The 26,012-nt window shown below is 48.1% G+C and carries 24 protein-coding genes and 3 pseudogenes; 21 read left to right on the forward strand and 6 right to left on the reverse strand.

Annotated elements, in window-relative coordinates; genetic code table 11:
* Window positions 1-17: 17 nt before the first annotated feature.
* Window positions 18-1,403 (reverse strand): MATE family efflux transporter, encoded by a 1,386-nt coding sequence (locus MJO57_RS19415; protein ID WP_252018033.1) that lies wholly within the window; start codon window positions 1,401-1,403, stop codon window positions 18-20.
* A gap of 151 nt (window positions 1,404-1,554) precedes the next feature.
* On the opposite strand from MJO57_RS19415, the gene MJO57_RS19420 reads away from it, so the two are divergent.
* Both MJO57_RS19420 and MJO57_RS19425 read left to right on the forward strand, forming a co-directional pair.
* Window positions 1,555-2,142, forward strand: a complete 588-nt coding sequence (locus MJO57_RS19420) for a TetR family transcriptional regulator (protein WP_252018034.1) — start codon at window positions 1,555-1,557, stop codon at window positions 2,140-2,142.
* A gap of 426 nt (window positions 2,143-2,568) precedes the next feature.
* Window positions 2,569-4,554, forward strand: coding sequence for an ankyrin repeat domain-containing protein (locus tag MJO57_RS19425; protein WP_252018035.1), 1,986 nt, complete (start codon window positions 2,569-2,571; stop codon window positions 4,552-4,554).
* Between the two features lie 66 nt (window positions 4,555-4,620).
* Here MJO57_RS19425 and narL read toward each other — a convergent pair whose 3' ends face one another.
* Window positions 4,621-5,256 carry a two-component system response regulator NarL gene (narL, locus tag MJO57_RS19430; protein ID WP_252018036.1) on the reverse strand — a complete coding sequence of 212 codons (636 nt, stop codon included), beginning with the start codon at window positions 5,254-5,256 and terminating at the stop codon, window positions 4,621-4,623.
* A complete protein-coding gene (locus tag MJO57_RS19435; protein WP_252018037.1) occupies window positions 5,249-7,273 on the reverse strand; it encodes a histidine kinase in 2,025 nt (674 codons plus the stop codon). Before MJO57_RS19435 ends, narL begins: the two co-directional genes overlap by 8 nt.
* A gap of 127 nt (window positions 7,274-7,400) precedes the next feature.
* On the opposite strand from MJO57_RS19435, the gene napF reads away from it, so the two are divergent.
* From napF to MJO57_RS19490, 11 genes and pseudogenes are all read left to right on the forward strand, one after another.
* The gene (napF, locus tag MJO57_RS19440) at window positions 7,401-8,003 is read left to right on the forward strand and encodes a ferredoxin-type protein NapF (RefSeq protein ID WP_252018039.1); all 603 of its coding nucleotides are present in this window, start codon (window positions 7,401-7,403) and stop codon (window positions 8,001-8,003) included.
* A complete protein-coding gene (locus MJO57_RS19445) occupies window positions 8,000-8,251 on the forward strand; it encodes a chaperone NapD (protein ID WP_252018041.1) in 252 nt (83 codons plus the stop codon). The genes napF and MJO57_RS19445 overlap by 4 nt, the downstream gene beginning before the upstream one ends.
* Before the next feature lie 4 nt (window positions 8,252-8,255).
* Window positions 8,256-9,392, forward strand: coding sequence for a molybdopterin-dependent oxidoreductase (locus tag MJO57_RS19450; RefSeq protein ID WP_252018043.1), 1,137 nt, complete (start codon window positions 8,256-8,258; stop codon window positions 9,390-9,392).
* A 140-nt stretch (window positions 9,393-9,532) separates the two neighbouring features.
* Window positions 9,533-10,894 (forward strand): ISNCY family transposase, encoded by a 1,362-nt coding sequence (locus tag MJO57_RS19455; protein ID WP_252017318.1) that lies wholly within the window; start codon window positions 9,533-9,535, stop codon window positions 10,892-10,894.
* Window positions 10,895-11,136: 242 nt separating this feature from the next.
* Window positions 11,137-12,563: pseudogene (locus MJO57_RS19460) on the forward strand (IS4 family transposase).
* A gap of 5 nt (window positions 12,564-12,568) precedes the next feature.
* Window positions 12,569-12,808 (forward strand): annotated as a pseudogene (locus MJO57_RS19465) (molybdopterin-dependent oxidoreductase); the annotation flags it as partial.
* Window positions 12,809-12,856: 48 nt separating this feature from the next.
* Entirely contained in the window at window positions 12,857-13,558 is a 702-nt protein-coding gene (locus MJO57_RS19470; protein ID WP_252018046.1) for a transposase, read from the forward strand.
* Window positions 13,559-13,606: 48 nt separating this feature from the next.
* On the forward strand, window positions 13,607-15,076 hold the full coding sequence (locus tag MJO57_RS19475) for an IS66 family transposase (protein ID WP_252018048.1): 1,470 nt from the start codon (window positions 13,607-13,609) through the stop codon (window positions 15,074-15,076).
* A 202-nt stretch (window positions 15,077-15,278) separates the two neighbouring features.
* Window positions 15,279-15,698 carry a transposase gene (locus MJO57_RS19480; RefSeq protein ID WP_252018050.1) on the forward strand — a complete coding sequence of 140 codons (420 nt, stop codon included), beginning with the start codon at window positions 15,279-15,281 and terminating at the stop codon, window positions 15,696-15,698.
* A gap of 23 nt (window positions 15,699-15,721) precedes the next feature.
* Entirely contained in the window at window positions 15,722-16,198 is a 477-nt protein-coding gene (locus MJO57_RS19485; protein WP_371924893.1) for a molybdopterin-dependent oxidoreductase, read from the forward strand.
* Between the two features lie 48 nt (window positions 16,199-16,246).
* On the forward strand, window positions 16,247-16,921 hold the full coding sequence (locus tag MJO57_RS19490) for a DUF6444 domain-containing protein (RefSeq protein ID WP_252018052.1): 675 nt from the start codon (window positions 16,247-16,249) through the stop codon (window positions 16,919-16,921).
* Here the strand turns inward: MJO57_RS19490 and MJO57_RS19495 are convergent.
* Entirely contained in the window at window positions 16,908-18,422 is a 1,515-nt protein-coding gene (locus MJO57_RS19495; protein ID WP_252017330.1) for an IS66 family transposase, read from the reverse strand. The two genes, MJO57_RS19490 and MJO57_RS19495, sit on opposite strands and share 14 nt — an antisense overlap.
* Here MJO57_RS19495 and MJO57_RS19500 point away from each other — a divergent pair.
* Complete coding sequence (locus tag MJO57_RS19500; RefSeq protein ID WP_252018054.1) at window positions 18,421-18,594, forward strand: hypothetical protein; 174 nt, start codon at window positions 18,421-18,423, stop codon at window positions 18,592-18,594. The genes MJO57_RS19495 and MJO57_RS19500 overlap by 2 nt on opposite strands.
* A gap of 41 nt (window positions 18,595-18,635) precedes the next feature.
* On the opposite strand, the gene MJO57_RS19505 is transcribed toward MJO57_RS19500, so the two are convergent.
* Window positions 18,636-18,872, reverse strand: coding sequence for a hypothetical protein (locus tag MJO57_RS19505; RefSeq protein ID WP_252018056.1), 237 nt, complete (start codon window positions 18,870-18,872; stop codon window positions 18,636-18,638).
* Window positions 18,869-20,296, reverse strand: a complete 1,428-nt coding sequence (locus tag MJO57_RS19510; RefSeq protein ID WP_252017676.1) for an IS4 family transposase — start codon at window positions 20,294-20,296, stop codon at window positions 18,869-18,871. Before MJO57_RS19510 ends, MJO57_RS19505 begins: the two co-directional genes overlap by 4 nt.
* Window positions 20,297-20,410: 114 nt before the next feature.
* On the opposite strand from MJO57_RS19510, the pseudogene MJO57_RS19515 reads away from it, so the two are divergent.
* The 7 genes and pseudogenes from MJO57_RS19515 to MJO57_RS19545 all read left to right on the forward strand — a co-directional run.
* Window positions 20,411-20,746: pseudogene (locus tag MJO57_RS19515) on the forward strand (molybdopterin dinucleotide binding domain-containing protein); the annotation flags it as partial.
* Window positions 20,747-20,773: 27 nt separating this feature from the next.
* Complete coding sequence (gene napG, locus MJO57_RS19520) at window positions 20,774-21,544, forward strand: ferredoxin-type protein NapG (protein ID WP_252018060.1); 771 nt, start codon at window positions 20,774-20,776, stop codon at window positions 21,542-21,544.
* A complete protein-coding gene (gene napH / locus MJO57_RS19525) occupies window positions 21,541-22,431 on the forward strand; it encodes a quinol dehydrogenase ferredoxin subunit NapH (protein ID WP_252018062.1) in 891 nt (296 codons plus the stop codon). The genes napG and napH overlap by 4 nt, the downstream gene beginning before the upstream one ends.
* Before the next feature lie 158 nt (window positions 22,432-22,589).
* A complete protein-coding gene (locus tag MJO57_RS19530) occupies window positions 22,590-22,970 on the forward strand; it encodes a nitrate reductase cytochrome c-type subunit (RefSeq protein WP_252018064.1) in 381 nt (126 codons plus the stop codon).
* A gap of 27 nt (window positions 22,971-22,997) precedes the next feature.
* Complete coding sequence (locus MJO57_RS19535) at window positions 22,998-23,609, forward strand: NapC/NirT family cytochrome c (RefSeq protein WP_252018065.1); 612 nt, start codon at window positions 22,998-23,000, stop codon at window positions 23,607-23,609.
* Window positions 23,610-23,638: 29 nt separating this feature from the next.
* Window positions 23,639-23,767: a TIGR02808 family protein gene (locus tag MJO57_RS19540; RefSeq protein WP_252018067.1), complete on the forward strand. Its 129-nt coding sequence runs from the start codon at window positions 23,639-23,641 to the stop codon at window positions 23,765-23,767.
* Between the two features lie 324 nt (window positions 23,768-24,091).
* Window positions 24,092-25,759, forward strand: a complete 1,668-nt coding sequence (locus MJO57_RS19545; protein ID WP_252018069.1) for a helix-loop-helix domain-containing protein — start codon at window positions 24,092-24,094, stop codon at window positions 25,757-25,759.
* Window positions 25,760-26,012 lie beyond the last annotated feature (253 nt).

Consider the following 26,012-nt stretch of genomic DNA (forward strand, 5'->3'; position numbering starts at 1 on the left):
TGTCAGCTTCAGGGAGTTCACAGCTTAACGCTCCCGCTATCGTAAGTAACCCTATCTTTATCAACCATCACCCCCGGTGTTGCCCGGTAAAACAGGGCAACACTAAGAGCAAACGTCAGTATTTCTGCTATCGGCAAGGCAAGAAATGCTCCTTCAAGTCCCAGGGTTTTCCAGAACAGAATGATCAGCACCAGCGGCAGAACCAGGGAGCGGCTGATGGCAATCAGGGCCGACTGGGTAGCTGCATGCATCCCGGTAAAATAGCCGGACAGGGTAATATTGATACCGTTAAACAGAAAGGCAGGCCAGATAACGGCGATGATCGACAGGGTCAGAGCCAGCGTAGCCACTTCGTCACTCTGGATAAAGACACTGGCCAACGCCTCAGGATAAACCAGCAGAGCTGTCGCAAAGGTAATACCTAACAGAACAGCAAGACCAACAGCCAGTCTCATAAAGTTTGCGATACGCTCTGGCTTTCTGGCACCAAAGTTAACGCTGACAAGAGGACCCAGGGCTTCTGCAGTACCGTAGGCCATCATGATACTGAGCCACAGGATATAGTTGACAATGGTAAAGGCAGCAACGCCCGTTGTGCCTGCTTCGATCATCAGAATCCAGTTGATAACAAACATGATCAGTCCACTGGACATCTCATTAATGAACTCGGAAAAACCGTTATAGGCGGCCCGGAACAGTTCACACCAGGAACCATAGGGTTTAATCAACCGAATGCGGGCCTGTTTACCGAAAAATCGTACCATCAGAAACGCAGTACCCACCATGTAAGCAATACCACTGGCAAATGCTGCACCACTGATCCCCCAGCCCCATACTTTGATAAACAACGCATCCAGCACGATGTTAGTGAACGCAATAAGTACCAGCCCGAATAACGCATAATTTGGTGCATCATCAACCCGGGAAAAAGACGACAGTGCATAAGCCAGCCCCATAAAAAACATAAAGGGCGAAATAACACGGATATAATCTGTGGTCAGCGGCAGTGCTTCCCCTTCGGCGCCCACAAAAGCGGCAATATTCCCGGCAAAATAGCATGCCAGACTGGCCACGATGAGGGCAAAGATAACAACCACCGTCAGGGATTTGGTAAAAATATTGGATGCCGTGCGTGTATCGCCTGCCCCCAGGGCTTTACCGGCAACCACAGCCCCCCCGACCAGCATCATGACACAGAGACCAAAGAACACCGAATAGAGTGGTACCACCAGGTTAACTGCGGCCAGGGCTGTTGCCCCCACGTAATTACCAACAAAGATACCATCAACAATGCCCGCTGAAGACAGCGCCACCAGACCCAGTATGGATGGCACAACAAAACGGAAAAAATCCACCGTGGTACTGCCGGAGGTCATTGTTTCATCAGTAGTGTGAACTGACATAAGCGTTTCCTTATTGCGGCAAGAGGTTACCCTGTGCCAGCAATACTTTATTCCTTTGACTGATTAATATGAACATTTGTTCAAATTGGACATATGTTCAATTTGTTTTTATGCTGTGTCAACCAGTAGTTATATCGGACAGATGCGGTCAATGAGTTACCTGCCAAAAGATGAAAAACGCAAAGCCATCCTGGAGGCCACCCTTTCCCTGGTAGTATCCTGTGGCTTTGCCGGGATAACCGCCCGCAAGGTTGCCGAAGCAATGGGAGCCGCGACAGGCACCATCCACCACCACTTTGCCTCTCTGGATGAGTTGAAAACCGAAGTCATCCGTTATGCCGTGTCATCATCCGTTGACCGCGACCTGGAGGCCATTAAACGATTGCCCCCCTACGAAGCCCTGTTGCAGATGTTGCTACCATCAAATTTACCGGATCGGGAGTTTGAAAACCGCGTGTGGCTCAGTGCAGCCGATGAAATGTGGCGCAATGAATCCTTAAAAACCGTCTATTGTGAATCCATGCTCGGCCTGACAGACCTGGTTGAGAGAGTGTTAGCCCAGGGTCAAAAAGATGAGACCTTTCACCTCACGCTTGATAAACGACACTGCGCGTGGAAATTGATAGCTACCAGTCTCACCCTGTCCAGTTATTCTTATCTGGGTGATAAAAGCCTCACTCTTCAGGCAATAGATGAACTGGTGATGAATGATATCCGGCTAACGCTGGGGATGAAGTGATTACGCCCGGACGGATCATGTCAACAGGAGCCGGGAACACAAGAAAAATGCCCCACAGCCTGCGCAGCGGGGATCCGTTGATGTCTGACTTGAGGATTTTTCCAGTAAAACTTGATTATTTCCGATTTTATACAAAACTGGACCATTAGTTATATTCAGGAATCAGTTTCTGTTTCTATATAAAGTCGCAATTAAAAATATTAGTAAATATAAGCACTATCTTGTTTGTAAATGATCAATTGAAAATAATCAAAAGACTGAGCAAATGATCAGGGAAATTACTTTAGTTGGCAGATAATAATGCACACACATGCTTTGAACATTCTTAAACACACGAGACCGCTCTCAAACAGCCAATTTTCTGCAATGGCTGCTAATTCGTTTCGAAGTGAAGTAGCTAACAAGTTATTTTCCGGTCGGGTTGTCTTGAAACAACTCATTCAGGAACTGCATGCGTCTGCCCGTGTTGAACGGTGTGATTCTCCAGACGATAAAAACAGTTCAGTAAAGGTTCGGGATTGTGTTGATTCGAATATTCAAGACGATTCACAATTGCCAGGCGATGGCGGTTCTTACCATACATTTAACAGCAACAGGCGAGATGGTTTTAATGCCCACACCCGCTTTGGAGAGCCTATCACGCATTCAGTCTCTCCTGACCAGCTCAAGGAGTTCAAGTCAATTACACTCCCCGTTGTGGTCTGTCATCACTTGTCAAAGCTGCCTGACGGTATAGAGATATTCAATGATCGTCAGTTGATTGTCTGCGAAACCCCCACTACACGGTTGATCCGTAGCCCTGATTGCCAGTGCAACACTCTGTTTCATGGCAATACTGACATTCGGGAATTGGATACGCTGTTACAGAACAAGAACATCGATATTCACGCGAAGAAAGTTCAGTATATAAGCCAAACTTCGGCGTATGAACCCTATGACAGAGTGTATTGGAATTCTCCACCACGAGAAGATGACCCAAATATACTGGAACATCTGCGCTGGTACCTGAGTAAAGAAGGTGTTGATATCAATCAACCCATCAACCAGGCGCAGCAAACCTTACTGCACCAGTTTTGCAAAGCAAGCTGCCATTTTTGGCGCTATACCCAAGAGCTGTATCCACAGTATCCCCATAGTGTGGTGGAATTCCTTTTGAGCCGCGGGGCCTCGCTGATCGCCGATCGCTTTGGTAACACGCCATTACACATTGCCTGTCAGGGTAATGCTGTCTTCAAGCTCATAGAGACGTTGCTGGAAAAGGTCAATGGCAGTCCGGAAATCCTTGACGCCGTTAACGTTTACGGTAAAACAGCCCTGTCTGAGCACTTGAGCATAGAATCATCATCAGGGCTTGCTACTGCAATTCTTCTATTACGGGCTGGGGCCAGTATCGACGATCCCAACAACCGGTACCGGTTTGGTCCGCTTTGTGCAATGATCGAACGTCAGCTGCTGAGCAGTGAAAAAATAAATTTACTTGCCCACTATGGCTTAGCTATCAATAAACGCACCAGTGAAGGAATACTCCCGTTCAATGAGTTTGTCAGAGTCATGGATAATGACAGTTTCTATCGTGATGCCGAGACGCTGCTCTACTTGATAAAATCAGGGTTGCACCTGAACCGTCTTGATCATGCTGGCCAATCATTGCTTGCCATGTGTTTCAGTGCTTATGAAGAAGATAGCAACGACAATAGCGGGTCTATTCGAAAGCTGGAATTATGTAGTTACGTCCTGAAAGCTGCCTATAAATACAATTTTCCCGGAAATACTGACATTCTGAAAGGTGCCATTACCGATGCGTTGATAGAAACGCGTGCGCAGGATATTGGCAACCTGTTAACAGGCTATGCCGATGTGTTTTATCTGATTGATAACACCATTGCCGTCATTGCCGACAACTTGAGTGAGCAAAATAAAATGAAACTGGAAATGATGCTGGCAAACGCCAGAGATACTCATTGTCCAGATATGAGTCTTCTCCCTTTCGTTTATCTGCCGCGCGAACCTTTTGCGCGCTCATGCAAAGACTCTTTCACACCCGGGATGGAAAACATGCTCAACGCAACAAGAGATGATTTTATCAGTACTGAATTCATGAAATCCGGATTAAAGTATCCTCTGGAATATTTAAAGTTCATAGATAGAATAGATAGTGATTGGGAAGATTCTGATTCTGATGATATCAAGGACTATGTAGAGGACGACTCTATTGTACATACGGATATCAGATTGTATGACTGGCTGTTTGAGCATCGTTTCGAAGCATTACGTCAACTGCTTTCGTCGCACGATGAACTTCATCAAACAATTTGTACACATAAACACAGTCTCGTGGATAATTTATCGACTGAAAATAGAGAGAGGCTCGATCAATTACTCATGGAAACGGTTCCAGTTGGTGAACATTAACTCAAATTACATCATTCCAGGTGATTTGTATGGCATGTTATTTCCATAACCGTCGATGCTATCTTCTTAATTTCTAAGTACCCACACCGCTGCCTCAACCCGGGAACGAACACCCAGTTTCTTCAATAGCCGTTTTACATGTACTTTGACTGTTCCCTCACTGATTGACAGTTTTCGTCCAATCATTTTATTGGCCAGCCCTTCAGCAATCAGATTGAGTACTTCTCTCTCCTTGGCTGTAAGCAGCTCCAGCCGGTTCTCATGTTGCTGCTCCGGCCTGAGCAACGACGCTAATACTTCCGCCAGCCTGTCATCCACCACCAGCTTGCCATGAGCAGCCTCACCTATTTGAAGCAGTAAGTCCTCAGGTTCCATATCTTTCAACAGGTAGCCATCGGCTCCGGCCCGGAACATCGCTGCAACATCCTCACGGTGCTCAGAAACTGTCAACACGATCACCTTGCTATTCACATCAGCAGCTCTCATCGCCTTGAGTGTCTCCATACCATCCATGCCCTTCATATTCAGGTCCAGCAGGATAAGGTCAGGCTCCAGTTTGATCGCTGCTTCCAGTCCGGCCTGCCCACTGCCCGCTTCGGCAATCACATGTAATCCGTCTTCTTCATTGATTAACTGGGCCAAGCCCTTGCGCAACAAAGGGTGATCATCAATCAAAAGAATATCGATGGTTTGCTCACTCATAGGTTCTCTCTTCAGATCGCCCGAACTCCAGATACACTTCAGTCCCCCTTGGTGATAACGTCCTGATATCCAGTATTCCACCCATACTGGCTGCACGCTCACGCATAATGGCTGTGCCGTAATGGCCATGTGATGAAGGTTTGGCCTCAATACCACAGCCGTCGTCAGTCACAGTAATAGCCAGCGCACCATCAGCGGTTATAAAACAGCTGACCCGGGCCTCACTGGCTTTCGCATGTTTGACCACATTCATCAGCGCCTCCCGCACAATCTGCAAGGCATGAATCTGGTCATGGGCATCAATACTGGAAAAGCGCAGTTGATAATCCAGCTGAAAATGAATCTTCGGTGAGCGCTGAGAGAACTCTTCCAGCGTCTTTTGCAGGGCCTGTTCAAGGCCTCCCTCTGACAAGGTCAACCGGAAGGTTCTCAACAGCTCCCGTAACTGGGCATAGGCATTATTGGTACCCTCCCTTAACTCGTCAAGAATCCCCATAACTTGTGGCTGAACTTCCAGTTTTTCTAATTGTCGCTTAAGCCGCAAGCTCTGAATTTTCTGATAAGACAGCGCCTGGGCCAATGAATCATGCAGCTCTCTGGCAATCACCGCCCTCTCCTCCATCAACAACATGCGACGTTCATGGGTTTTGGCACGGCTCTGGTCAATAGCCGTAGCAATAATATCGGCAAAGGTCTGCAGCCATTGCTGGCTCTCTTCGGACAAATCAGTGGCTGAACCAGCGGTTACTTGCAAAAAGCCAAAGCGGTGCTGTTTGGACAACAGGGCAAACTGCCAAGATCCTGGTTCAGCCACCTGAATTGCCACTGTTTTGTTCAGACAGTCCAGACAATGCTCTCCGGCGCAGGGCTTTTTGCGATCACTGGCAATTCTCTGCAAACGGGTACTGTCTTCCGTATCCGAAAGGCACAGATAACAGTCCTCCAAATCGAGCAGTTCTTGCCATTCTCTGACCAAAGAAGCCACCAGACGTTCGTCGTATGGATTGGTTGCCAGGTTTCTGGAAGCTTTGTACAACAGCTCAAGGGCATGGTTGGACTGAGCCAATGCCTGCGTCTGCTGTTCAACTTTTTCTTCCAGGTGGCCATACAGGTTCCCCAGTTCGAGCGCCATTCCACGGAAGGTTCGGGTCAGGTTTCCGATTTCATTACTGGCCTGATAATTCAGACCAAGCCCACTGAACTGACCATGCTGAATAAGGCTTGCAGCGTTTCCCAGCTCATCCATGGGTTTGAGAAGATGATGATTAATAAACCGGACGGTCATCAATGCCATGAAGAGAATACCAACCAGCCCAAACAGTGCTGTTAAAAACAGCTGCCGGAGTTTCTGCTCGGTATGCAGCTGAAGAGAGTTGACCATATGATCGATACGATCAACAAACTCCGGCACCTGGTAAACAAAAGCCTCATAGCCATGAGGATCAGCCAGCAATGGCTTCATTTGAACAAACCATTGGCTGGCCACCCGTCGATAGGCTTCTCCCAAGTCGCCCCGATCATCCAGTAATTTTCTCAGTGGCTCGCTGTTGATGCTGTTGTCGTAGATATCTATTAACCGGTCCAGCGTGTCCTGGCTGGTCAGCTCAGGAATCAATACATGTTCAGCCAGTCGCCAGGACTGCATTCGCAATGACCCTGAGATATTGATCGCCGCCGCATCACTCTCAGTCACCAGGGCAAACCATAGCGAGCTGCCCACACTGACCAGTACCAAAAGACAGATGCCTGCTATTACCAGCAGCGCTTTCTGCCGCAGCGAGCCAATACATTTTTTTTCCCGCTCCTGTTCAGAGCCAAAGACTAATTGATCCAGATCAACATCCCCTGTAATTAATGGCATGTACCTCTTTTTTCCCATTATCTCCCGTTTTGCCCGAAAAGAGTCCCACGAGCAGCAAAGCCTGTACTCTAATGGCGCCTGAATGGCGCCTGAATGGCGCTTGAATGGAGAGACACTCTTGTTTTTTAACACTATTTTTCTGACCTGAAGAATCATAACCTGATAATGATCATCAAGCTCATACCTCTTTAGAGGTACAACACCCGTACCCCCTCCCTGACACCCCCAATCGACACCGTCTTTACGCTGTTATTCAGAGGGTTATGATCACTTAAAACCGATTATGAACGTCAACTCAGAACAAACGATACTGATCACCATGGGGGCAGGCAACCTGATTTCACGACGTCGTTTCTTAACCGGCAGCCGACAGGAAGGTCCGGTTTTTCGTCCACCCTGGACGCCAGCAGAAACCGAATTTATCGACCAATGTCGTCGTTGTGATGACTGTATTGCTGTTTGTGAAACCGGACTTCTGAAAAAAGGCAGCGGTGGCTTTCCAGAGGCAGACTTTTCCCGGGCAGGCTGTTCATTCTGCGCAGCCTGCAGTGATGCCTGTCAGTACCTTGTAACTCAAAGAAACGTAATTCAAAACAACGTTACTGAAAAAACCGAAGGCACGCCCTGGAATATTCTGGCCACGATCAATTCGCACTGTCTGGCAATGAACCGGGTGCACTGCCGCACCTGTCAGGAATCCTGCGCAGCCAGCGCCATCAGTTTCACGCTACAAACTGGCGGTGTGGCCATTCCCGGCATCGATACCGACCAGTGTACCGGCTGTGGTGAGTGTGTCTCCCAGTGCCCGATAAAAGCCATTGCCATGATGTCAAATTCAGAACAACCATCTTCAGAAACAGCACCGGCCAGAGGGATTTATCAATGACGCAATCTGCCGAAATCTGCGCCATCTCCGGCGTTGTCGTCCGGGCCCTGCCGGGCCAGTTAACCGACGTCACCCGGCAACTGGAGGCCCTGCCAGGTGTTGAGGTTCACGCCTGTGATCCCCGGGGGAAACTGGTGGTTACCGTTGAAGAGCTACCCGGTGAAAAACTGATGGTTGACCGGCTGACCGAGATTAATGCTGTGGCGGGAGTGTTGTCTGCTGCACTGATTTATGCGCATCAGGAGTAAACAGATGGATATAAAGCAAACTCGAAGGGACTTTATAAAGCGCAGCGCGATTGCTGCCACCGCAGCGGCTGCCGGAGTCAGTACACCAGCAGCGGCCACCAATCTGATAACCAGCAGTAAAGCAACAGAGATCAAGTGGGACAAAGCACCCTGCCGTTTCTGCGGTACCGGCTGCTCCGTTCTGGTAGGCAGCAAGGATGGCCGTATCGTCGCCACCCAGGGTGACCCGGAAGCACCGGTCAACCGTGGCCTTAACTGCATCCAAGGCTACTTCCTGTCCAAGATCATGTACGGCTCTGACCGTTTACAGACCCCCTTGCTGCGGATGAAAAATGGCCAGTTCCATAAAGAGGGTGAATTCACGCCCATCACCTGGGATCAGGCATTCGACATCATGGCTGACAAATGGAAAGCTGCCATTGCCAAAACCCGAAACACAGCCGAGATGCCCGCTGTCGGCATGTTTGGTTCCGGTCAGTGGACCGTCTGGGAAGGCTATGCTGCGGCAAAATTAATGAAAGCCGGTTTCCGCAGTAACCACATTGATCCCAACGCCCGTCACTGCATGGCATCCGCTGTCGTAGGCTTCATGCGTACCTTTGGCATGGATGAGCCAATGGGCTGTTATGACGATTTCGAACAAGCCGATGCATTTGTACTCTGGGGCGCCAATATGGCCGAGATGCACCCGGTGCTCTGGTCACGACTGACCGACCGTCGCCTCTCCAGTGACCAGGTCAATGTCTCCGTTCTGTCGACGTTCAAACACCGTTCCTTTGAACTGGCTGACATTGGCATGATATTTACCCCTCATACCGATCTGGCCATTGGTAACTTTATTGCCAATTACATCATCCAGAACAAGGCCGTTGACCAGGACTTCGTCAAAAAGCATACCCGTTTCCGCAGCGGTGTCACCGATATCGGCTACGGTCTTCGCCCGGACCACCCGTTGGAAAAGCAGGCCAAAAACCCCGGCAATGGTGGCTCTGAGGAGATTACCTTTGATCAATTTGCAGCCTTTGTCAGCGAATACACGGCAGAAAAAACCTCGACGCTGTCCGGTGTACCGGTAGAGCAGCTGGAAGCCCTGGCCAAATTGTATGCAGACCCCAAGGTCCTGTCTCTTGATCACAAATAGCTAGTTCTCGTCCAAAAACACAACCAATTGAAAACTGTAGATTTTATCCTGAAAAATTAAGTGGAGCCCTACTGCTATCTGGCGACTAAACTTCCCAAGAGCAAGAAACATAAGGGATTGCCAAAAACAGAGGACTCCAAATGCGCAAAAAACGCAACCCGCAGTGTAGTATGGAACTCCATTACGTACCTCATGAAATCTGCTCCCAGCTTTCCGGTATCTCGCAATGGCTTGACGCCCATCCACAGTTCAATGACTGGATTTATGAGGACTTAAGTTCTGGTGATAAACAGAACACTGGGCGGAACGGACTATCAGCAGAATCCGTTCTTCGTGCGGCACTCCTGAAACAGTATTTGAATTGTGATTATGACTACTTGTCGTTTGTTTTGATGGACTCCATGCTCTTTCGAGACTTTTGTCGCCTCGAACCAAACCAGCGCCCCAGTCGCTCCAGTTTGCATGGGCTCATCAGCCTTCTTACTGCATCTACATGGGAACGGATTAATAACTGTCAGCTAATGACCGCTAAAGATCAGGGTATTGAAAAAGGGCGCACTGTGGCTATTGACAGCACAGTCACCGAATCGGATATCAAACCTCCTTGCGACAGTGATCTTTTAGCCAGTTCCGTTAAAGAAATTTGTCGGCTGCTGGAACGGGGACAAACACTGACAGCGACACCGCTTTATGAATATACCCATCACAACCGAGCCGTAAAAGATGCGGCCAGAAAATGCATCTACGCTGGCAAAGAAGAGCGGCATCAGCATTATAAAAAACTGCTGCAGTTGACCCGAAAATCCCGGAAGGTACTTATCGAAGCTACTGTCACGCTAGCAAACGCCCGTCAGCAGGGGCAGTGTCTCCTGGCTGATGATGCCGACAAGTGGCAGGCCGATGTGGATCACCTGTTACCCCTGGTGGATGCAATAGTCTCCCAGACAGAGCGCAGGGTCTTTAAGGGTGAAAAGGTGCCAGCCCAGGAAAAAGTGGTTAGCCTGTATGAACCCCATACGGATATCATCGTAAAAGACAGGCGGCAAGTACAGTATGGCCATAAACTGAACCTGGTTCAGGGAAAAAGTCGATTGATCCTGGACCTGGTTATTGAGGAAGGTAACCCAGCGGATTCGGACCAATTCATTCCGATGATGGAAAGACAAAAAGAAATTTATGGTCGTGTACCTCGCCAGACAAGCGGTGACGGCGGATACGCGTGTCGCGCTAATTTGGAAAAAGCCAAGGCCATGGGAATCAGCGATGTAGCTTTTAATAAGAAGCGCGGACTTGAAGTCGAAGAGATGACTAAAAGTCAGTATGTGTATAAAACGCTCTTTCGCTTCCGGGCAGGTATTGAAGCGGGAATTTCGTGGCTAAAGAGATGTTTTGGGCTATCACGTTGCCACTGCAAGGGTTCTGAGCGTTTTGATTCTCATTGCTGGTTATCGGTGGTCTGTTACAACCTGGTGATTCTGGCCAGACACCCGGCACCATCCTGATAGCCACCTCCACGCTACATGAAAGTACCTTTCCAGCATGGTGGGAGGATGTTTTCTGCCTGCTTTTCGCGTTTTTCTCCAATATCCGTCCCAGATTAGAGAAAAAAAGGAAGAGTTTTTGCGGCTCTCTGGAATTTCAGGAAATATCAAAACGCACGTACAATCTAATTATGATTGCCTGATGCGTTTTTGGACGAGAACTAGCTACCTTGTTCTATCATTTCTCACTGATAAAACAGGTCATGCTTCCACTTTCTCCTAAACCATGGTCAGAACTAACTTTTGGATGTGCTGATTTGGGCGATACTCGACGTACAAAACGACTTGTCAAAGTTGCTGCCGAGCTTTCAGCTCATACCGGTAATTCTTTGTCATCTTCATGCGAAGGTTATACCGCACTGGTAACTGGAGCTTACCGGCTGATTGAGAATGAGGCCGTAAAGCCTGAAGCAATAGCTGAGGCAGGCTTTCAGGCAACTGCCAAAATAGCGAGACAGTCTCGCCTACTTCTGGCTCTCGAAGATACAACAACCCTGGGTTATAAACATGCTGTCAGATCCGAGCTTGGTGATCTTGGAGGTCCTGAAGGCTCTAAAACCAGAGGATTCCACGTCCACTCTGTCTTCTTGGTTGATGCGGATACAGAGCGAAGCATTGGGCTTATTGATCAAGAACGATGGGTTAGAGAGGACGTTCAGCGGGGGAAAAAGAACCAACGTCGTCAGCTACCTTACGAGGGAAAGGAAAGCTTTAAGTGGCAAAGAGCCTCTGAAAACACAGAACAAAGGATGGGGGTAAAATGCCTGACATCATCAGTGTTTGCGACCGGGAGGCGGATATATACGAATATATGCACTACAAACTGGATAACCGACAGCGGTTTGTTGTAAGAGCTACACAAAACAGAATCCTGGTGGATGGCGAACTCTTATTATTTGATTCCTTAGCTCAGACTGAAGTGTTGGGGAAATATACGATAGTGGTTCCTCAAAAAGGAGGTAGAAAGAAGCGAAAGGCAACGCTGCAGGTCAAAAGAAAGAAGATGACAATACAGGCGCCGCAAAGGCCAGGCGGCAGGCCGGAACCGGTAACTATGAATATTGTGTCGGCTGAAGAGATTGGCAATGACTCCGAAGACCGTTTGCACTGGGTACTATTGACAACTGAAGATATTGAAACATTCGAAGACTGTCGCTCTATCATTCGATTTTACGAGCTCCGATGGCGAATAGAAGAGTTCCATAAGGCTTGGAAATCGGGAGCAGGAGTAGAAAGGCTTCGTCTGCAATCTCCGGATAACATTGAACGACTTGCGGTCATATTAATGTTTGTCGCTGTCAGACTAATGCAAATCCGTGAAGCATTAATGTTACCGAATGACAGGCAGCACAAAGACAGAAAGCTTTGGAGTGAAAAAACACTCGCGAATGAGGTGGTCAGTGATGATGAATGGCAGGTTCTCTGGCTAACCTATGAAAAAAAAGCGTTGCCCGATAAGCCGCCAACAGTCACTTGGCTGCTTCAAACGATTGCTCGGCTTGGTGGTTGGGGTGATTCAAAGCATACAGGGCAGCCCGGCTGGTTAGTGGTATGGGAAGGCTGGGCGAAATTGCAGGATCGGGTAAAAACCTGGCAGATAGCCCGGCAGTTCAGCGCTGGAGAGATGTGATCAAGAGTCAGCCCAAGGTCAAGGTGATGTCCCTCTGGACCATGGGGGTTAACCAGCACACCCGCGGTGTCTGGATGAACAATATCATCTACAACCTGCACCTGCTCACTGGCAAGATTTCCAAACCGGGTTGTGGTCCTTTCTCCCTGACCGGTCAGCCTTCTGCCTGCGGTACCGCCCGTGAAGTGGGCACCTTTGCCCACCGTCTGCCCGCCGATATGGTCGTGGCCAACAAACAGCATCGTGATAACTCAAGTTACGCACCTTGCTGAAAATCAGCCATTATTGGTGGCATGAAAAATGATCTCATAGAACTTTATTCTGACTACCTGTTGTCGTCGTCTGGGAAGACCACTGCAACGGGAGTGTCAGAGCTTTTGGATAATGTCTACAGTCATGACCAATTCACCCGATTGCTTTCAAACAATGAGTTTACCAGTCGTGACTTATGGCTTTACGTTAAACCCGTCGTGCGACAGGTTGAGTGCAGTGATGGGGTTTTGATCTTTGACGATACGATTCAGGAAAAGCAGTTCAGCAAAGAGAATGCCCTGAACACCTGGCATTTTGATCATACAAAAAATCGCACCGTGAAAGGTATAAATCTGCTCAATGCACACTACCATGCCGGAGATGCGTCGATTCCTGTCGCCTATAAATTGATCGAGAAAACCATCCTGTACACCGACTTGAAGACAAAAAAGGTAAGACGATATGCAGAGCAAACCAAAAATGAAATGATGCGGGAGATGCTGATGATTTGCTGCCATAACCAGCTTATGTTCCGCTATGTCCTTGCAGATAGCTGGTTTTGCTCAAACGACAATATGATGTTTATTCGACACGACTGTAATAAACATTTCCTGATGGCGATGAAGTCAAACCGCAAGGTATCCCTCAGTCTGGACGACAAATTACAAGGCCGTTCACAGCGTATAGATACTGTTGATTTTTCGTACTGTTCAGCACCCCCACATAAATCTGGAATTTTCTGATTTTTATACCATCCTCTTAAGCACCATTTTTCCACAATATTCGCCAGCATGATTCCAGAACTACCCGCAACTATGTCGGCTGAGATTCTCTTGAAAGAGAATGCAGAGCTGCGGATGAGAGTTGCCTGTCTGGAAGAGCGATGTCGAGAATTGGAAGAAAAGGTTGGCAAGAACAGTCAAAACAGCAGCAAGCCGCCATCGTCTGATGGTTATCAAAAACCTTGTAAAAACAGTAATTCTCCAGATCATTCTGACGACCTTTCCGCAGATAAAGGTACCGATCCATCGGATGAAAAACCCAATCCTAAAAGTCTGAGACAGTCTTCTGGTAATAAAGCCGGTGGAAAGAAAGGGCATCAGGGCACTTGTCTTAAACAGGTCGATATCCCTGACTATATTGAGTACCTTCCGGTTAAAGAATGCAATAAATGTCAGGCGTCTCTTCTTGATAGTGAGCCGGTCAAATATATTGAACGACAGGTGTTTGAACCAGGGAGACCGGGTGAATTTGAAGTAACGGCCCATAGAGCTGAAGTAAAAATCTGCACTTGTGGTTGTCGGAATCAGGCTGAATTCCCGGAAGGTGTTACCGCTGCCGCACAATATGGCTCAGCCACACAGGCTATGGCCGTCTATCTTAACCAATACCATTTCCTGCCTTTTAAGCGCGTGTCAGAGTATTTTAATACTCTCTATAAAATGAGTGTAAGTGCAGGCACTGTCGCCAATTTTGTGGCCAGAACCTATGAAAATCTGGCTTCTACTGAAGAGGTTATTCGTGACGCCTTGCGGGAATCGTCTGTTGCCGGAGCCGATGAAACGGGTATGCGGGCCGAGGGCTCTTTGCACTGGCTACACGTTATGCGGGATGAACAATGGACGCTCTACTACTTGTCTGAAAAGCGAGGTCGTGAGGCCATGGACACGATGGGCATACTGCTAACATTTGCAGGCGTTCTGGTTCATGATCATTGGAAATCCTATTTTGCATATGCGGCAACTCACGTACTTTGCAATGCCCATCACCTGAGGGAGCTTTTGGGTGTTGTTGATAGGGACAGCAATCAACTGGCGTTGCGATTGATGAAGCTACTGAGGCTTTCCTGGCATTACTGCAAGGGCTTTAAGACCATAGGTATGCTACAGATGCCAAGTGTTGTCTGTGAACGAATCGAGAAGATTTATGACCGGTTGCTTCAGCGGGCTCTAATGAAAGAAGTCGTCTATATGGAGAAGCAACGAGAGGAGCTTAAGCGCAAGAAAGTCAAGAATACTAAAGCTTACAATCTCTTCAAACGACTCACTGAGTTCAAGGCTGAGACACTGCGCTTCATGTCAGATTTTACCATTCCCTTCGATAACAATGGCAGTGAGCGGGATGTTCGAATGGCCAAGTTAAAGCAGAAGGCTCTTGTAGGATTTCAGACTGCTACTGGGTTGAACATTGCTGAAGCCCTTTATCTACAAAGGTTGTCAGCATATTGTCCGGTAATGTTGCTCAATCCTTGTTTTTCGTGACCTACAGTCAGTTTTCACTGTAGAGCAGTTCGTAATCAAAATAGAGCCAAGCAGAAAATCTCAGGCTGCTTCAGGAGTGCAGACGGTGGTTCTATGTTTGCACGGATTCGCAGCTATTTGTCGTCTGCCAGAAAACAGGGAATGGACATATATCAATCACTTCATAGAGCTGTTCGGAATTACTGTAATATGCCTTTGCTCAGTGCTGAATAGTTACGATTTTTCAGAAGATAAGCCTGTACAAGGGTGGATAGCAGGTGTCGATTTCCCTGTTCTGCTATACCGTCAGGTCTTTAAAAACAAAGACGGAAGCACAGGCATTCTCTATCTGGTTTGCAGCGATCTTGACTGTGATGCCGAGACTCTCAAGGCAATCTACGAGAAACGGTGGAAAGTCGAGGTCTTCCATAAAACGCTGAAATCGAATGCGTCAATGGCCAAGTCACCGGCGCATACTGTGAGAACACAGAGTAATCATATCTTTCTTTCAATTTACTCAGCCTTCAGGTTGGAAGTATTGTCATTGAAAGTAAATCTGAATCACTTTCAGCTCAGAGCCAAAATCTATATGGCAGGGCTGAAAGCTTCGTTGGGGCAGCTGAGAGAGCTGTTAGCTGCGTAACTTCAGGTGATAAGTCTGAAAAAATCTGGAAACTCCCCGAAGGCACCATCCCCGCCAAAGTGGGTTACCACGCGGTTTTGCAAAACCGCATGCTCAAGGATGGCAAGCTCAATGCCTACTGGGTGATGTGTAACAACAATATGCAGACAGCGCCCAATATCAATCATGAGAGCCTGCCGGGTTATCGCAACCCTGAAAACTTTATCGTCGTTTCTGATCCCTATCCGACCGTTACGGCCCAGGCCGCTGACCTGATTCTACCAACCGCCATGTGGGTGGAAAAAGAAGGGGCCTATGGCAACGCCGAGCGCCGGACCCAATTCTGGTATCAACAGGTAGCCCCACAGGGCAAAGCCAAATCTGACCTCTGGCAGCTGATGGAATTTTCCAAACGCTTCAAAGTAGAAGAAGTCTGGTCCGATGAGTTGCTGGCCAGAGCACCTGAACTGAAGGGCAAAAGTAACTGTTCAGCACCCCCACATAAATCTGGAATTTTCTGATTTTTATACCATCCTCTTAAGCACCATTTTTCCACAATATTCGCCAGCATGATTCCAGAACTACCCGCAACTATGTCGGCTGAGATTCTCTTGAAAGAGAATGCAGAGCTGCGGATGAGAGTTGCCTGTCTGGAAGAGCGATGTCGAGAATTGGAAGAAAAGGTTGGCAAGAACAGTCAAAACAGCAGCAAGCCGCCATCGTCTGATGGTTATCAAAAACCTTGTAAAAACAGTAATTCTCCAGATCATTCTGACGACCTTTCCGCAGATAAAGGTACCGATCCATCGGATGAAAAACCCAATCCTAAAAGTCTGAGACAGTCTTCTGGTAATAAAGCCGGTGGAAAGAAAGGGCATCAGGGCACTTGTCTTAAACAGGTCGATATCCCTGACTATATTGAGTACCTTCCGGTTAAAGAATGCAATAAATGTCAGGCGTCTCTTCTTGATAGTGAGCCGGTCAAATATATTGAACGACAGGTGTTTGAACCAGGGAGACCGGGTGAATTTGAAGTAACGGCCCATAGAGCTGAAGTAAAAATCTGCACTTGTGGTTGTCGGAATCAGGCTGAATTCCCGGAAGGTGTTACCGCTGCCGCACAATATGGCTCAGCCACACAGGCTATGGCCGTCTATCTTAACCAATACCATTTCCTGCCTTTTAAGCGCGTGTCAGAGTATTTTAATACTCTCTATAAAATGAGTGTAACTATTCAGCACTGAGCAAAGGCATATTACAGTAATTCCGAACAGCTCTATGAAGTGATTGATATATGTCCATTCCCTGTTTTCTGGCAGACGACAAATAGCTGCGAATCCGTGCAAACATAGAACCACCGTCTGCACTCCTGAAGCAGCCTGAGATTTTCTGCTTTAACTTGGCCATTCGAACATCCCGCTCACTGCCATTGTTATCGAAGGGAATGGTAAAATCTGACATGAAGCGCAGTGTCTCAGCCTTGAACTCAGTGAGTCGTTTGAAGAGATTGTAAGCTTTAGTATTCTTGACTTTCTTGCGCTTAAGCTCCTCTCGTTGCTTCTCCATATAGACGACTTCTTTCATTAGAGCCCGCTGAAGCAACCGGTCATAAATCTTCTCGATTCGTTCACAGACAACACTTGGCATCTGTAGCATACCTATGGTCTTAAAGCCCTTGCAGTAATGCCAGGAAAGCCTCAGTAGCTTCATCAATCGCAACGCCAGTTGATTGCTGTCCCTATCAACAACACCCAAAAGCTCCCTCAGGTGATGGGCATTGCAAAGTACGTGAGTTGCCGCATATGCAAAATAGGATTTCCAATGATCATGAACCAGAACGCCTGCAAATGTTAGCAGTATGCCCATCGTGTCCATGGCCTCACGACCTCGCTTTTCAGACAAGTAGTAGAGCGTCCATTGTTCATCCCGCATAACGTGTAGCCAGTGCAAAGAGCCCTCGGCCCGCATACCCGTTTCATCGGCTCCGGCAACAGACGATTCCCGCAAGGCGTCACGAATAACCTCTTCAGTAGAAGCCAGATTTTCATAGGTTCTGGCCACAAAATTGGCGACAGTGCCTGCACTTACACTCATTTTATAGAGAGTATTAAAATACTCTGACACGCGCTTAAAAGGCAGGAAATGGTATTGGTTAAGATAGACGGCCATAGCCTGTGTGGCTGAGCCATATTGTGCGGCAGCGGTAACACCTTCCGGGAATTCAGCCTGATTCCGACAACCACAAGTGCAGATTTTTACTTCAGCTCTATGGGCCGTTACTTCAAATTCACCCGGTCTCCCTGGTTCAAACACCTGTCGTTCAATATATTTGACCGGCTCACTATCAAGAAGAGACGCCTGACATTTATTGCATTCTTTAACCGGAAGGTACTCAATATAGTCAGGGATATCGACCTGTTTAAGACAAGTGCCCTGATGCCCTTTCTTTCCACCGGCTTTATTACCAGAAGACTGTCTCAGACTTTTAGGATTGGGTTTTTCATCCGATGGATCGGTACCTTTATCTGCGGAAAGGTCGTCAGAATGATCTGGAGAATTACTGTTTTTACAAGGTTTTTGATAACCATCAGACGATGGCGGCTTGCTGCTGTTTTGACTGTTCTTGCCAACCTTTTCTTCCAATTCTCGACATCGCTCTTCCAGACAGGCAACTCTCATCCGCAGCTCTGCATTCTCTTTCAAGAGAATCTCAGCCGACATAGTTGCGGGTAGTTCTGGAATCATGCTGGCGAATATTGTGGAAAAATGGTGCTTAAGAGGATGGTATAAAAATCAGAAAATTCCAGATTTATGTGGGGGTGCTGAACAGTTACGGGCAAAACCCTGTTTGACGTTCTCTACGCCAATGGACAGGCCGATAAATACTCCCTGGATGAGATTCCTGCCGATCGCCTGAACGACGAAAGCCGTGCTTTTGGTTTCTATGTTCAGAAAGGCCTATTTGAAGAGTACGCCATCTTTGGCCGTGGTAAGGCCCATGACCTGGCACCATTCGACCTGTATCACCAGTCCCGGGGACTGCGCTGGCCGGTGGTTGATGGCAAGGAAACCCTTTGGCGCTACCGCGAAGGCTACGACCCATATGTCAAAGCTGGAGAAGAAGTGAATTTCTACGGCAAGCCCGATGGTAAAGCCTGGCTGTTTGCCCTCCCCTACGAGCTGACTCTTGATCACATCTCTCCAGCGCTGAACTGCCGGGCTATCTGCCAGGTTTTTACCCGATCCTGCAATTTCGCCCAGCCTTCCCATACCACTAACCAGCCGGGCTGCCCTGTATGCTTTGAATCACCCCAACCACCAAGCCGAGCAATCGTTTGAAGCAGCCAAGTGACTGTTGGCGGCTTATCGGGCAACGCTTTTTTTTCATAGGTTAGCCAGAGAACCTGCCATTCATCATCACTGACCACCTCATTCGCGAGTGTTTTTTCACTCCAAAGCTTTCTGTCTTTGTGCTGCCTGTCATTCGGTAACATTAATGCTTCACGGATTTGCATTAGTCTGACAGCGACAAACATTAATATGACCGCAAGTCGTTCAATGTTATCCGGAGATTGCAGACGAAGCCTTTCTACTCCTGCTCCCGATTTCCAAGCCTTATGGAACTCTTCTATTCGCCATCGGAGCTCGTAAAATCGAATGATAGAGCGACAGTCTTCGAATGTTTCAATATCTTCAGTTGTCAATAGTACCCAGTGCAAACGGTCTTCGGAGTCATTGCCAATCTCTTCAGCCGACACAATATTCATAGTTACCGGTTCCGGCCTGCCGCCTGGCCTTTGCGGCGCCTGTATTGTCATCTTCTTTCTTTTGACCTGCAGCGTTGCCTTTCGCTTCTTTCTACCTCCTTTTTGAGGAACCACTATCGTATATTTCCCCAACACTTCAGTCTGAGCTAAGGAATCAAATAATAAGAGTTCGCCATCCACCAGGATTCTGTTTTGTGTAGCTCTTACAACAAACCGCTGTCGGTTATCCAGTTTGTAGTGCATATATTCGTATATATCCGCCTCCCGGTCGCAAACACTGATGATGTCAGGCATTTTACCCCCCATCCTTTGTTCTGTGTTTTCAGAGGCTCTTTGCCACTTAAAGCTTTCCTTTCCCTCGTAAGGTAGCTGACGACGTTGGTTCTTTTTCCCCCGCTGAACGTCCTCTCTAACCCATCGTTCTTGATCAATAAGCCCAATGCTTCGCTCTGTATCCGCATCAACCAAGAAGACAGAGTGGACGTGGAATCCTCTGGTTTTAGAGCCTTCAGGACCTCCAAGATCACCAAGCTCGGATCTGACAGCATGTTTATAACCCAGGGTTGTTGTATCTTCGAGAGCCAGAAGTAGGCGAGACTGTCTCGCTATTTTGGCAGTTGCCTGAAAGCCTGCCTCAGCTATTGCTTCAGGCTTTACGGCCTCATTCTCAATCAGCCGGTAAGCTCCAGTTACCAGTGCGGTATAACCTTCGCATGAAGATGACAAAGAATTACCGGTATGAGCTGAAAGCTCGGCAGCAACTTTGACAAGTCGTTTTGTACGTCGAGTATCGCCCAAATCAGCACATCCAAAAGTTAGTTCTGACCATGGTTTAGGAGAAAGTGGAAGCATGACCTGTTTTATCAGTGAGAAATGATAGAACAAGGTAGCTATTTGTGATCAAGAGACAGCCCCTACGAGCCACCTCATGAAGTACCGGATGACGAGTACGATCTCTGGCTCTCCACTGGACGTGTTCTTGAACACTGGCACTCCGGCTCTATGACCCGCCGGGTACCTGAACTTTATCGTTCATTTCCCGATGCCGTGGTTTACATGCACCCAGACGATGCCAAAACACGTGGTCTGCGTCGTGGTATGGAAGCAAAAATCGTGACCCGCTATGGCGAAGTGCGTACCCGTGTGGAAACCCGGGGCCGTAATACGCCACCAAAAGGTCTGGTATTTATGCCGTTCTTTGATGCCGGTCAGCTGGTGAACAAGTTAATCCTGGACGCAACCGACCCACTGTCGAAAGAGACGGATTTCAAAAAAACCGCCGCGAAGATCGTCAGAGTTTGATGCAGCTGAGCCATAAGCAGGAACCGTATGAGTAAGAACAAGCCCAGCCAGCACAACCATCGTACAGTAAGCCGGCGTCGTTTTATTACCGGCACAGCCCAGGCCGCCTGTGCTGTCAGCCTGCTGGGTTTGGGACTGAGCTGGGTTGCTGACAAGTCAAGTTCCCCGGAAGCTCAGGTTCTGCGCCCACCCGGCGCGCTGCCGGAAGATGAGTTTCTGGCCTCCTGTCTGCGCTGCGGTATCTGTGTCAGAGACTGTCCATACGATGTACTGAATCTGGCTCAACCGGAAGACCCGGTTGCTTCCGGTACACCGTTCTTTACGGCCAGGGAAAATCCCTGCCTGATGTGCGAAGACATTCCCTGTACCGCCAACTGCCCCAGCGGTTCGCTGTCACCGGAACTGACGGATATTAACGATGCCCGAATGGGGCTGGCGGTTCTTATTGATCGCGAGAACTGCCTGAACCTGCAGGGACTTCGCTGTGATGTCTGTTATCGCGTATGCCCCCGTATTGATGAAGCCATTACCCTACAGCTGAGCCGTAATACACGCACCAATGTGCATGCAATATTTGAACCTGTTGTGCATGCTGATGCCTGCACCGGATGTGGCAAATGTGAACAGACCTGTGTGCTGGATGAAGCGGCCATCAAGGTAGTGCCCCACAAGCTGGCTCAGGGCGAACTGGGCAGCCACTACCGGCTGGGTTGGAAGGAGGAGGAACGCACCGGCACGCAGCTGGTGCCCCGCAACCTGAAACTGCCTGCGCATCGACCAGCAGGAGAAGGATCATGAGGGCCATAACATCACGAAACCACTGGAAGAAATGGCGCTTTCTTCTGCTCCGTCGTTGCTGCCAGCTGATGGTACCAACCCTTTTTCTGGCATCCCCATTCCTGGTGCAATGGACCGGTGACACACTGCTAATCAACGGAAACCTGTCGTCCAGTTTAACATTAGGCATTCTGCCAATGAGTGACCCGTTGGCCATATTGCAAGGGCTACTGGCTGGTCACCCAATGGCAGCTCAGGGACTTATTGGTGCTGGTGTGGTCACTCTTCTCTATGGATTGCTTGGAGGGCGGAGTTTCTGCAGCTGGGTCTGTCCAATCAACCTTGTTACTGACCTGGCCGCCTGGTTGAGAAAAAGGCTGGGAATCCGCAACAGCCATAAGCTGTCCAGAAACAGCCGCTACTGGATTCTGGCCATGATTCTGGTACTGCCGCTGGTTACCGGAATGATGGTCTGGGAACTGTTCAACCCGGTGAGCCAAATGGTCAGAGGCTTACTGTTTGGCATGGGAGCGGGCTGGTATCTGATCGCTGCCGTCTTTCTGTTTGATTTCCTGGTCAGCGCCCGGGGCTGGTGTGGCCATCTCTGCCCGTTGGGTGCGTTTTATGGATTGCTTGGCCGCATTAGTCCTATGCAGGTCTGTGCCACCGGGCGCCAACACTGCGATGACTGTATGGACTGCTATGCCGTCTGTCCTGAACCGCAAATTCTCCCGGCTGCCCTTAAGGAAAAAAAGGGCAACAGCCCGGTACTGAACCAAAGTGACTGCACCCGCTGCGGTCGTTGTATTGATGTCTGTGAAAAGAACGTCTTTTCCTTTCAGACATCCCTTAACCATCACATCATTGCATCAACCCGGCCAGATAACCGGGTTGTGGACCCTGAATAATGACTGACCAGGAAGGCGGAGACACTGCCATGAGCCAACCCATGACCATCGCTACGAGAATAATAAGCACATGCAAACCAGACCATCTTCATACATTGAAAACATTCGGCAAAAGGCTGGTGGCCTCCGTTTTTTCAATCACATTGAGCACGGTTGCGATGGCGGAGACGGGTGGTATCGACTCACTGAGAACCATTGACCTCTCCACCGAAGCCCCTGCGGAAGCCATGAAAAAGGTTCTGGAGAGTGACACCAACTTTCACCGTGATTTTATTGAACAACCTCCTCTGATTCCTCACGACATTCGCGGTTACAAAGTCAATAAAGACGTCAATACCTGCCTGCAATGCCACAGCTGGAAGCATGCCAGCAAATGGGGAGCCACCCGAATCAGCGTCACCCACTTCTATGACCGGGATGGCAAACAACGTGCCGATGTCGCCCCCAACCGCTACTTCTGCCTGCAGTGTCATGTGCCTCAGGCTGATACGGTGCCACTGCAAAAAAACAATTTTGAGCCGGTTGATTCCCTGAAGTAAGGACGCATCCAGGTAAAGGTGAACATGATGAGTAAGGACTTTTTTCTGCAACGCTACTGGACGATGCTGAGCACACCGGCTGGCAAAATATCCATGGGCGTTATCCTCGCCTTCGGCTTTGTTGCAGGCATTATTTTCTGGGGTGGTTTCAATACCGGCATGGAGAAAACCAATACCGAAGCGTTCTGTATCAGCTGCCATGAAATGGCAGACAATGTCTTTGAAGAGTACAAAACCACCATCCACTACAATAACCGTTCCGGTGTCAGAGCGGTCTGCTCGGATTGTCACGTACCCAAAGAGTGGACACCCAAACTGGTAAGAAAGATACAGGCCAGCAAAGAACTCTGGGGCAAAATGACCGGAAAAATTGATACCCATGAAAAATTTGTCGCGCATCGTCGTGAAATGGCTGAACGTGAATGGGCCCGAATGAAGGCCAACGATTCCCAGGAGTGCCGGAACTGCCACAATTTTGACTATATGGACTTTTCTGAACAGTCTGCCAGAGCGATGGAGAGTCACACCAGGGCCTTCCTGGGTACGGATAAGCAACCGCCTACCGGTGAGACCTGTATCGACTGCCACAAGGGTATTGCCCATGAGCTGCCCAATATGCAGGGTATTGAGGGCTGGTAAGCAGCCCCGGAGAACGCAAGGAGAATGCAATGAGCACACTGGAGTCTGTCATCTGGCACTTACTGGGCTATGCCGCTATGCCTGCTATTTTTATCGGTGGGTTTATCGCCACGGCATTGATTTTCTGTTTTGTTATGGATAAGGCAGGAAAACGATAACACTTTGTACACATCAGGCTCTTGGAAAAGAGTCTGGTTGTGGTGAAGCCAGTATCCGCTGGCTTTATCACCGACATGTTTCTATAAAAGTCTCAATTCAACTGCGCCTCGACACATTCCCGGAAAATTCCCGAGAAACTGCCTGCAAAAACTGCAACAACCACAATTAATAACACTTACCTTATGGACAACATTCAAAAATAATATTTGATAAACCCGGTATGTTTTCCTATTTTGATTTTTTTACTATCCACAGTCAGTAGTTTATGAAAATAATATATTGGTATTTTAATGAGTTACAACACAGGTATTTCATAATTAATTGTGCTGTTTCAGACCCACAGTGAATATTCAACAATATATAATCAGGGACATGAGAAAATGTTGCCAAACTCAAGTTCGCTTTTTCTACCAGTACAATCAGGTGTCGCAAACGACTATGGACGCTCGTTAAATACACTTCCACCTCAATATGGTACAAATTCATTCTCACCTGTGGCAGTTGCTGCTCAATCTTATATAGCAAGAGACTCACACCCTTCCCCTGATGCCGCCAGGGTCTGCAATTACAATGAACGTAACAGTACACCCGGCAATCTCTTATGCCATACCTTGCGCCACACAAAGTTACAAGGCTCTGCCTATCTTGGAGCAAAGCCCGAGCTAATAGGTCACGCGCACTCTGTTCACGAAAACCAACAGGCCAGGCCCGATATAGATACACTGGCAAAGGAATTGCGACTGACAAAAAACAGGCAAGAACGAAGGCGTGTGGCAGCCATCAATGTTGCGTTCAAAAAGTTACGAGACCTGCTTCCTGATGAGTTAACACCAAGAGTAAGCAGACTATCGAAACTTGGAACTCTTAAGTTAGCCACAGAATATATCAACATTCTTAACAGACACCTGTCTGCACCAACAGAGGTCAAAAGTTCAGAAACAGCATTGATAGCCGGAAGATTCGATGCTGCAGAACAAGGTATCTGCGGGTACAGACACCTTGATGATACCAGGCTTCCATTCGGATATTCTCAACAAGAACACCTGTTAAGATGGCAGACACAACCAAAAGAAACAGCCAGTCACTCCCTCCCGGAAATACTCCTCAGCCATATTTCATGTATAAAAACAGAGAAAAAAGGGGAAATCAGAGAAGAAATCGAGAACCAACCCATACTCCCTCAGCCTTTTGAAAACACAGGATGTTTCAATTCATCATTGATCGGCTCACCAGCTAAAGCGGGAACCACTGAACCCAACATTGGGTCAAGTCTGGTAGCAGCAGTTTCACTCAGTCTGTCAGGCATATCTGGTGAAGATTGCGATTGCGAGTACTCTTCATACTCGAATGAAAGCAACATATTGAAACCTGCTACTTATGAGTCCCGAGCCCCCGGACATGTAGAAATGCCCGTTGCTCATGTAAACATGAGACAGGGCGCAGAAGTTCCTGAGAAAAATAAAGAAGAACAACTTCCCGGTTGTGCCCATCTGCGTGCAATGCAAAGCACTTATCAACAACTTTATGACCATCGTTTTGAATCATCTCTACCCCCGGAGTCATTGGCAGCCAGGACAAGGATAACCCCACCTGATACCGCATTCCGGGATAATCTCCAGAGGTCAAGCTTCACAACCTTGCGTATTTTGGAAGGAATGCCTTCATCTCCTCTCGATTCATTGGAAACCGTTCCTCATCGAGAAGGTGTCTTTAAAACTGAAAATTTCCATGATGATTGTGCTGAGCAACAAAAAAAGAAAGATGCATTCATACCTTTTCGTAAATTATTTGGCACAATATGCCGCCTCCAGGATAAGGAAGTATCTGAGCAGGATATCTCCAAAAAAGCCGTTATGGTATGGCAGTCATTGACAGCTGAAGAAAAGCGACCCTATATCCTTGAGCAACAGCACCAGGAGATGCTGTGTAAAGAGATGAACCCTGATAAAGAGATGACATATCACATCAGGAAAAAGCCCAGGCTCGTATAAATGGCATCAATTCAGCAGTGCGATGAATGACAAAACCGGTGACCCTGATATATCTACCGCTCAACATTTACCATGTTTTCATGATAAACCGGCAACGTGGTTTCCAGCCAGAGTCAGCTGTTCCTGAATGCTGGTATAAAGTGCATGTTGAGGACTTCCTATTCCCGATCAGGAACGATTCACGCAAATAGTGTGAATGAGATAGCGGTGGATACCAACCGATGCAAAAATAGAATAGATACCATGCTCACAT

It is taken from the genome of Endozoicomonas sp. SCSIO W0465 (assembly GCF_023716865.1).
Classification (GTDB): domain Bacteria; phylum Pseudomonadota; class Gammaproteobacteria; order Pseudomonadales; family Endozoicomonadaceae; genus Endozoicomonas.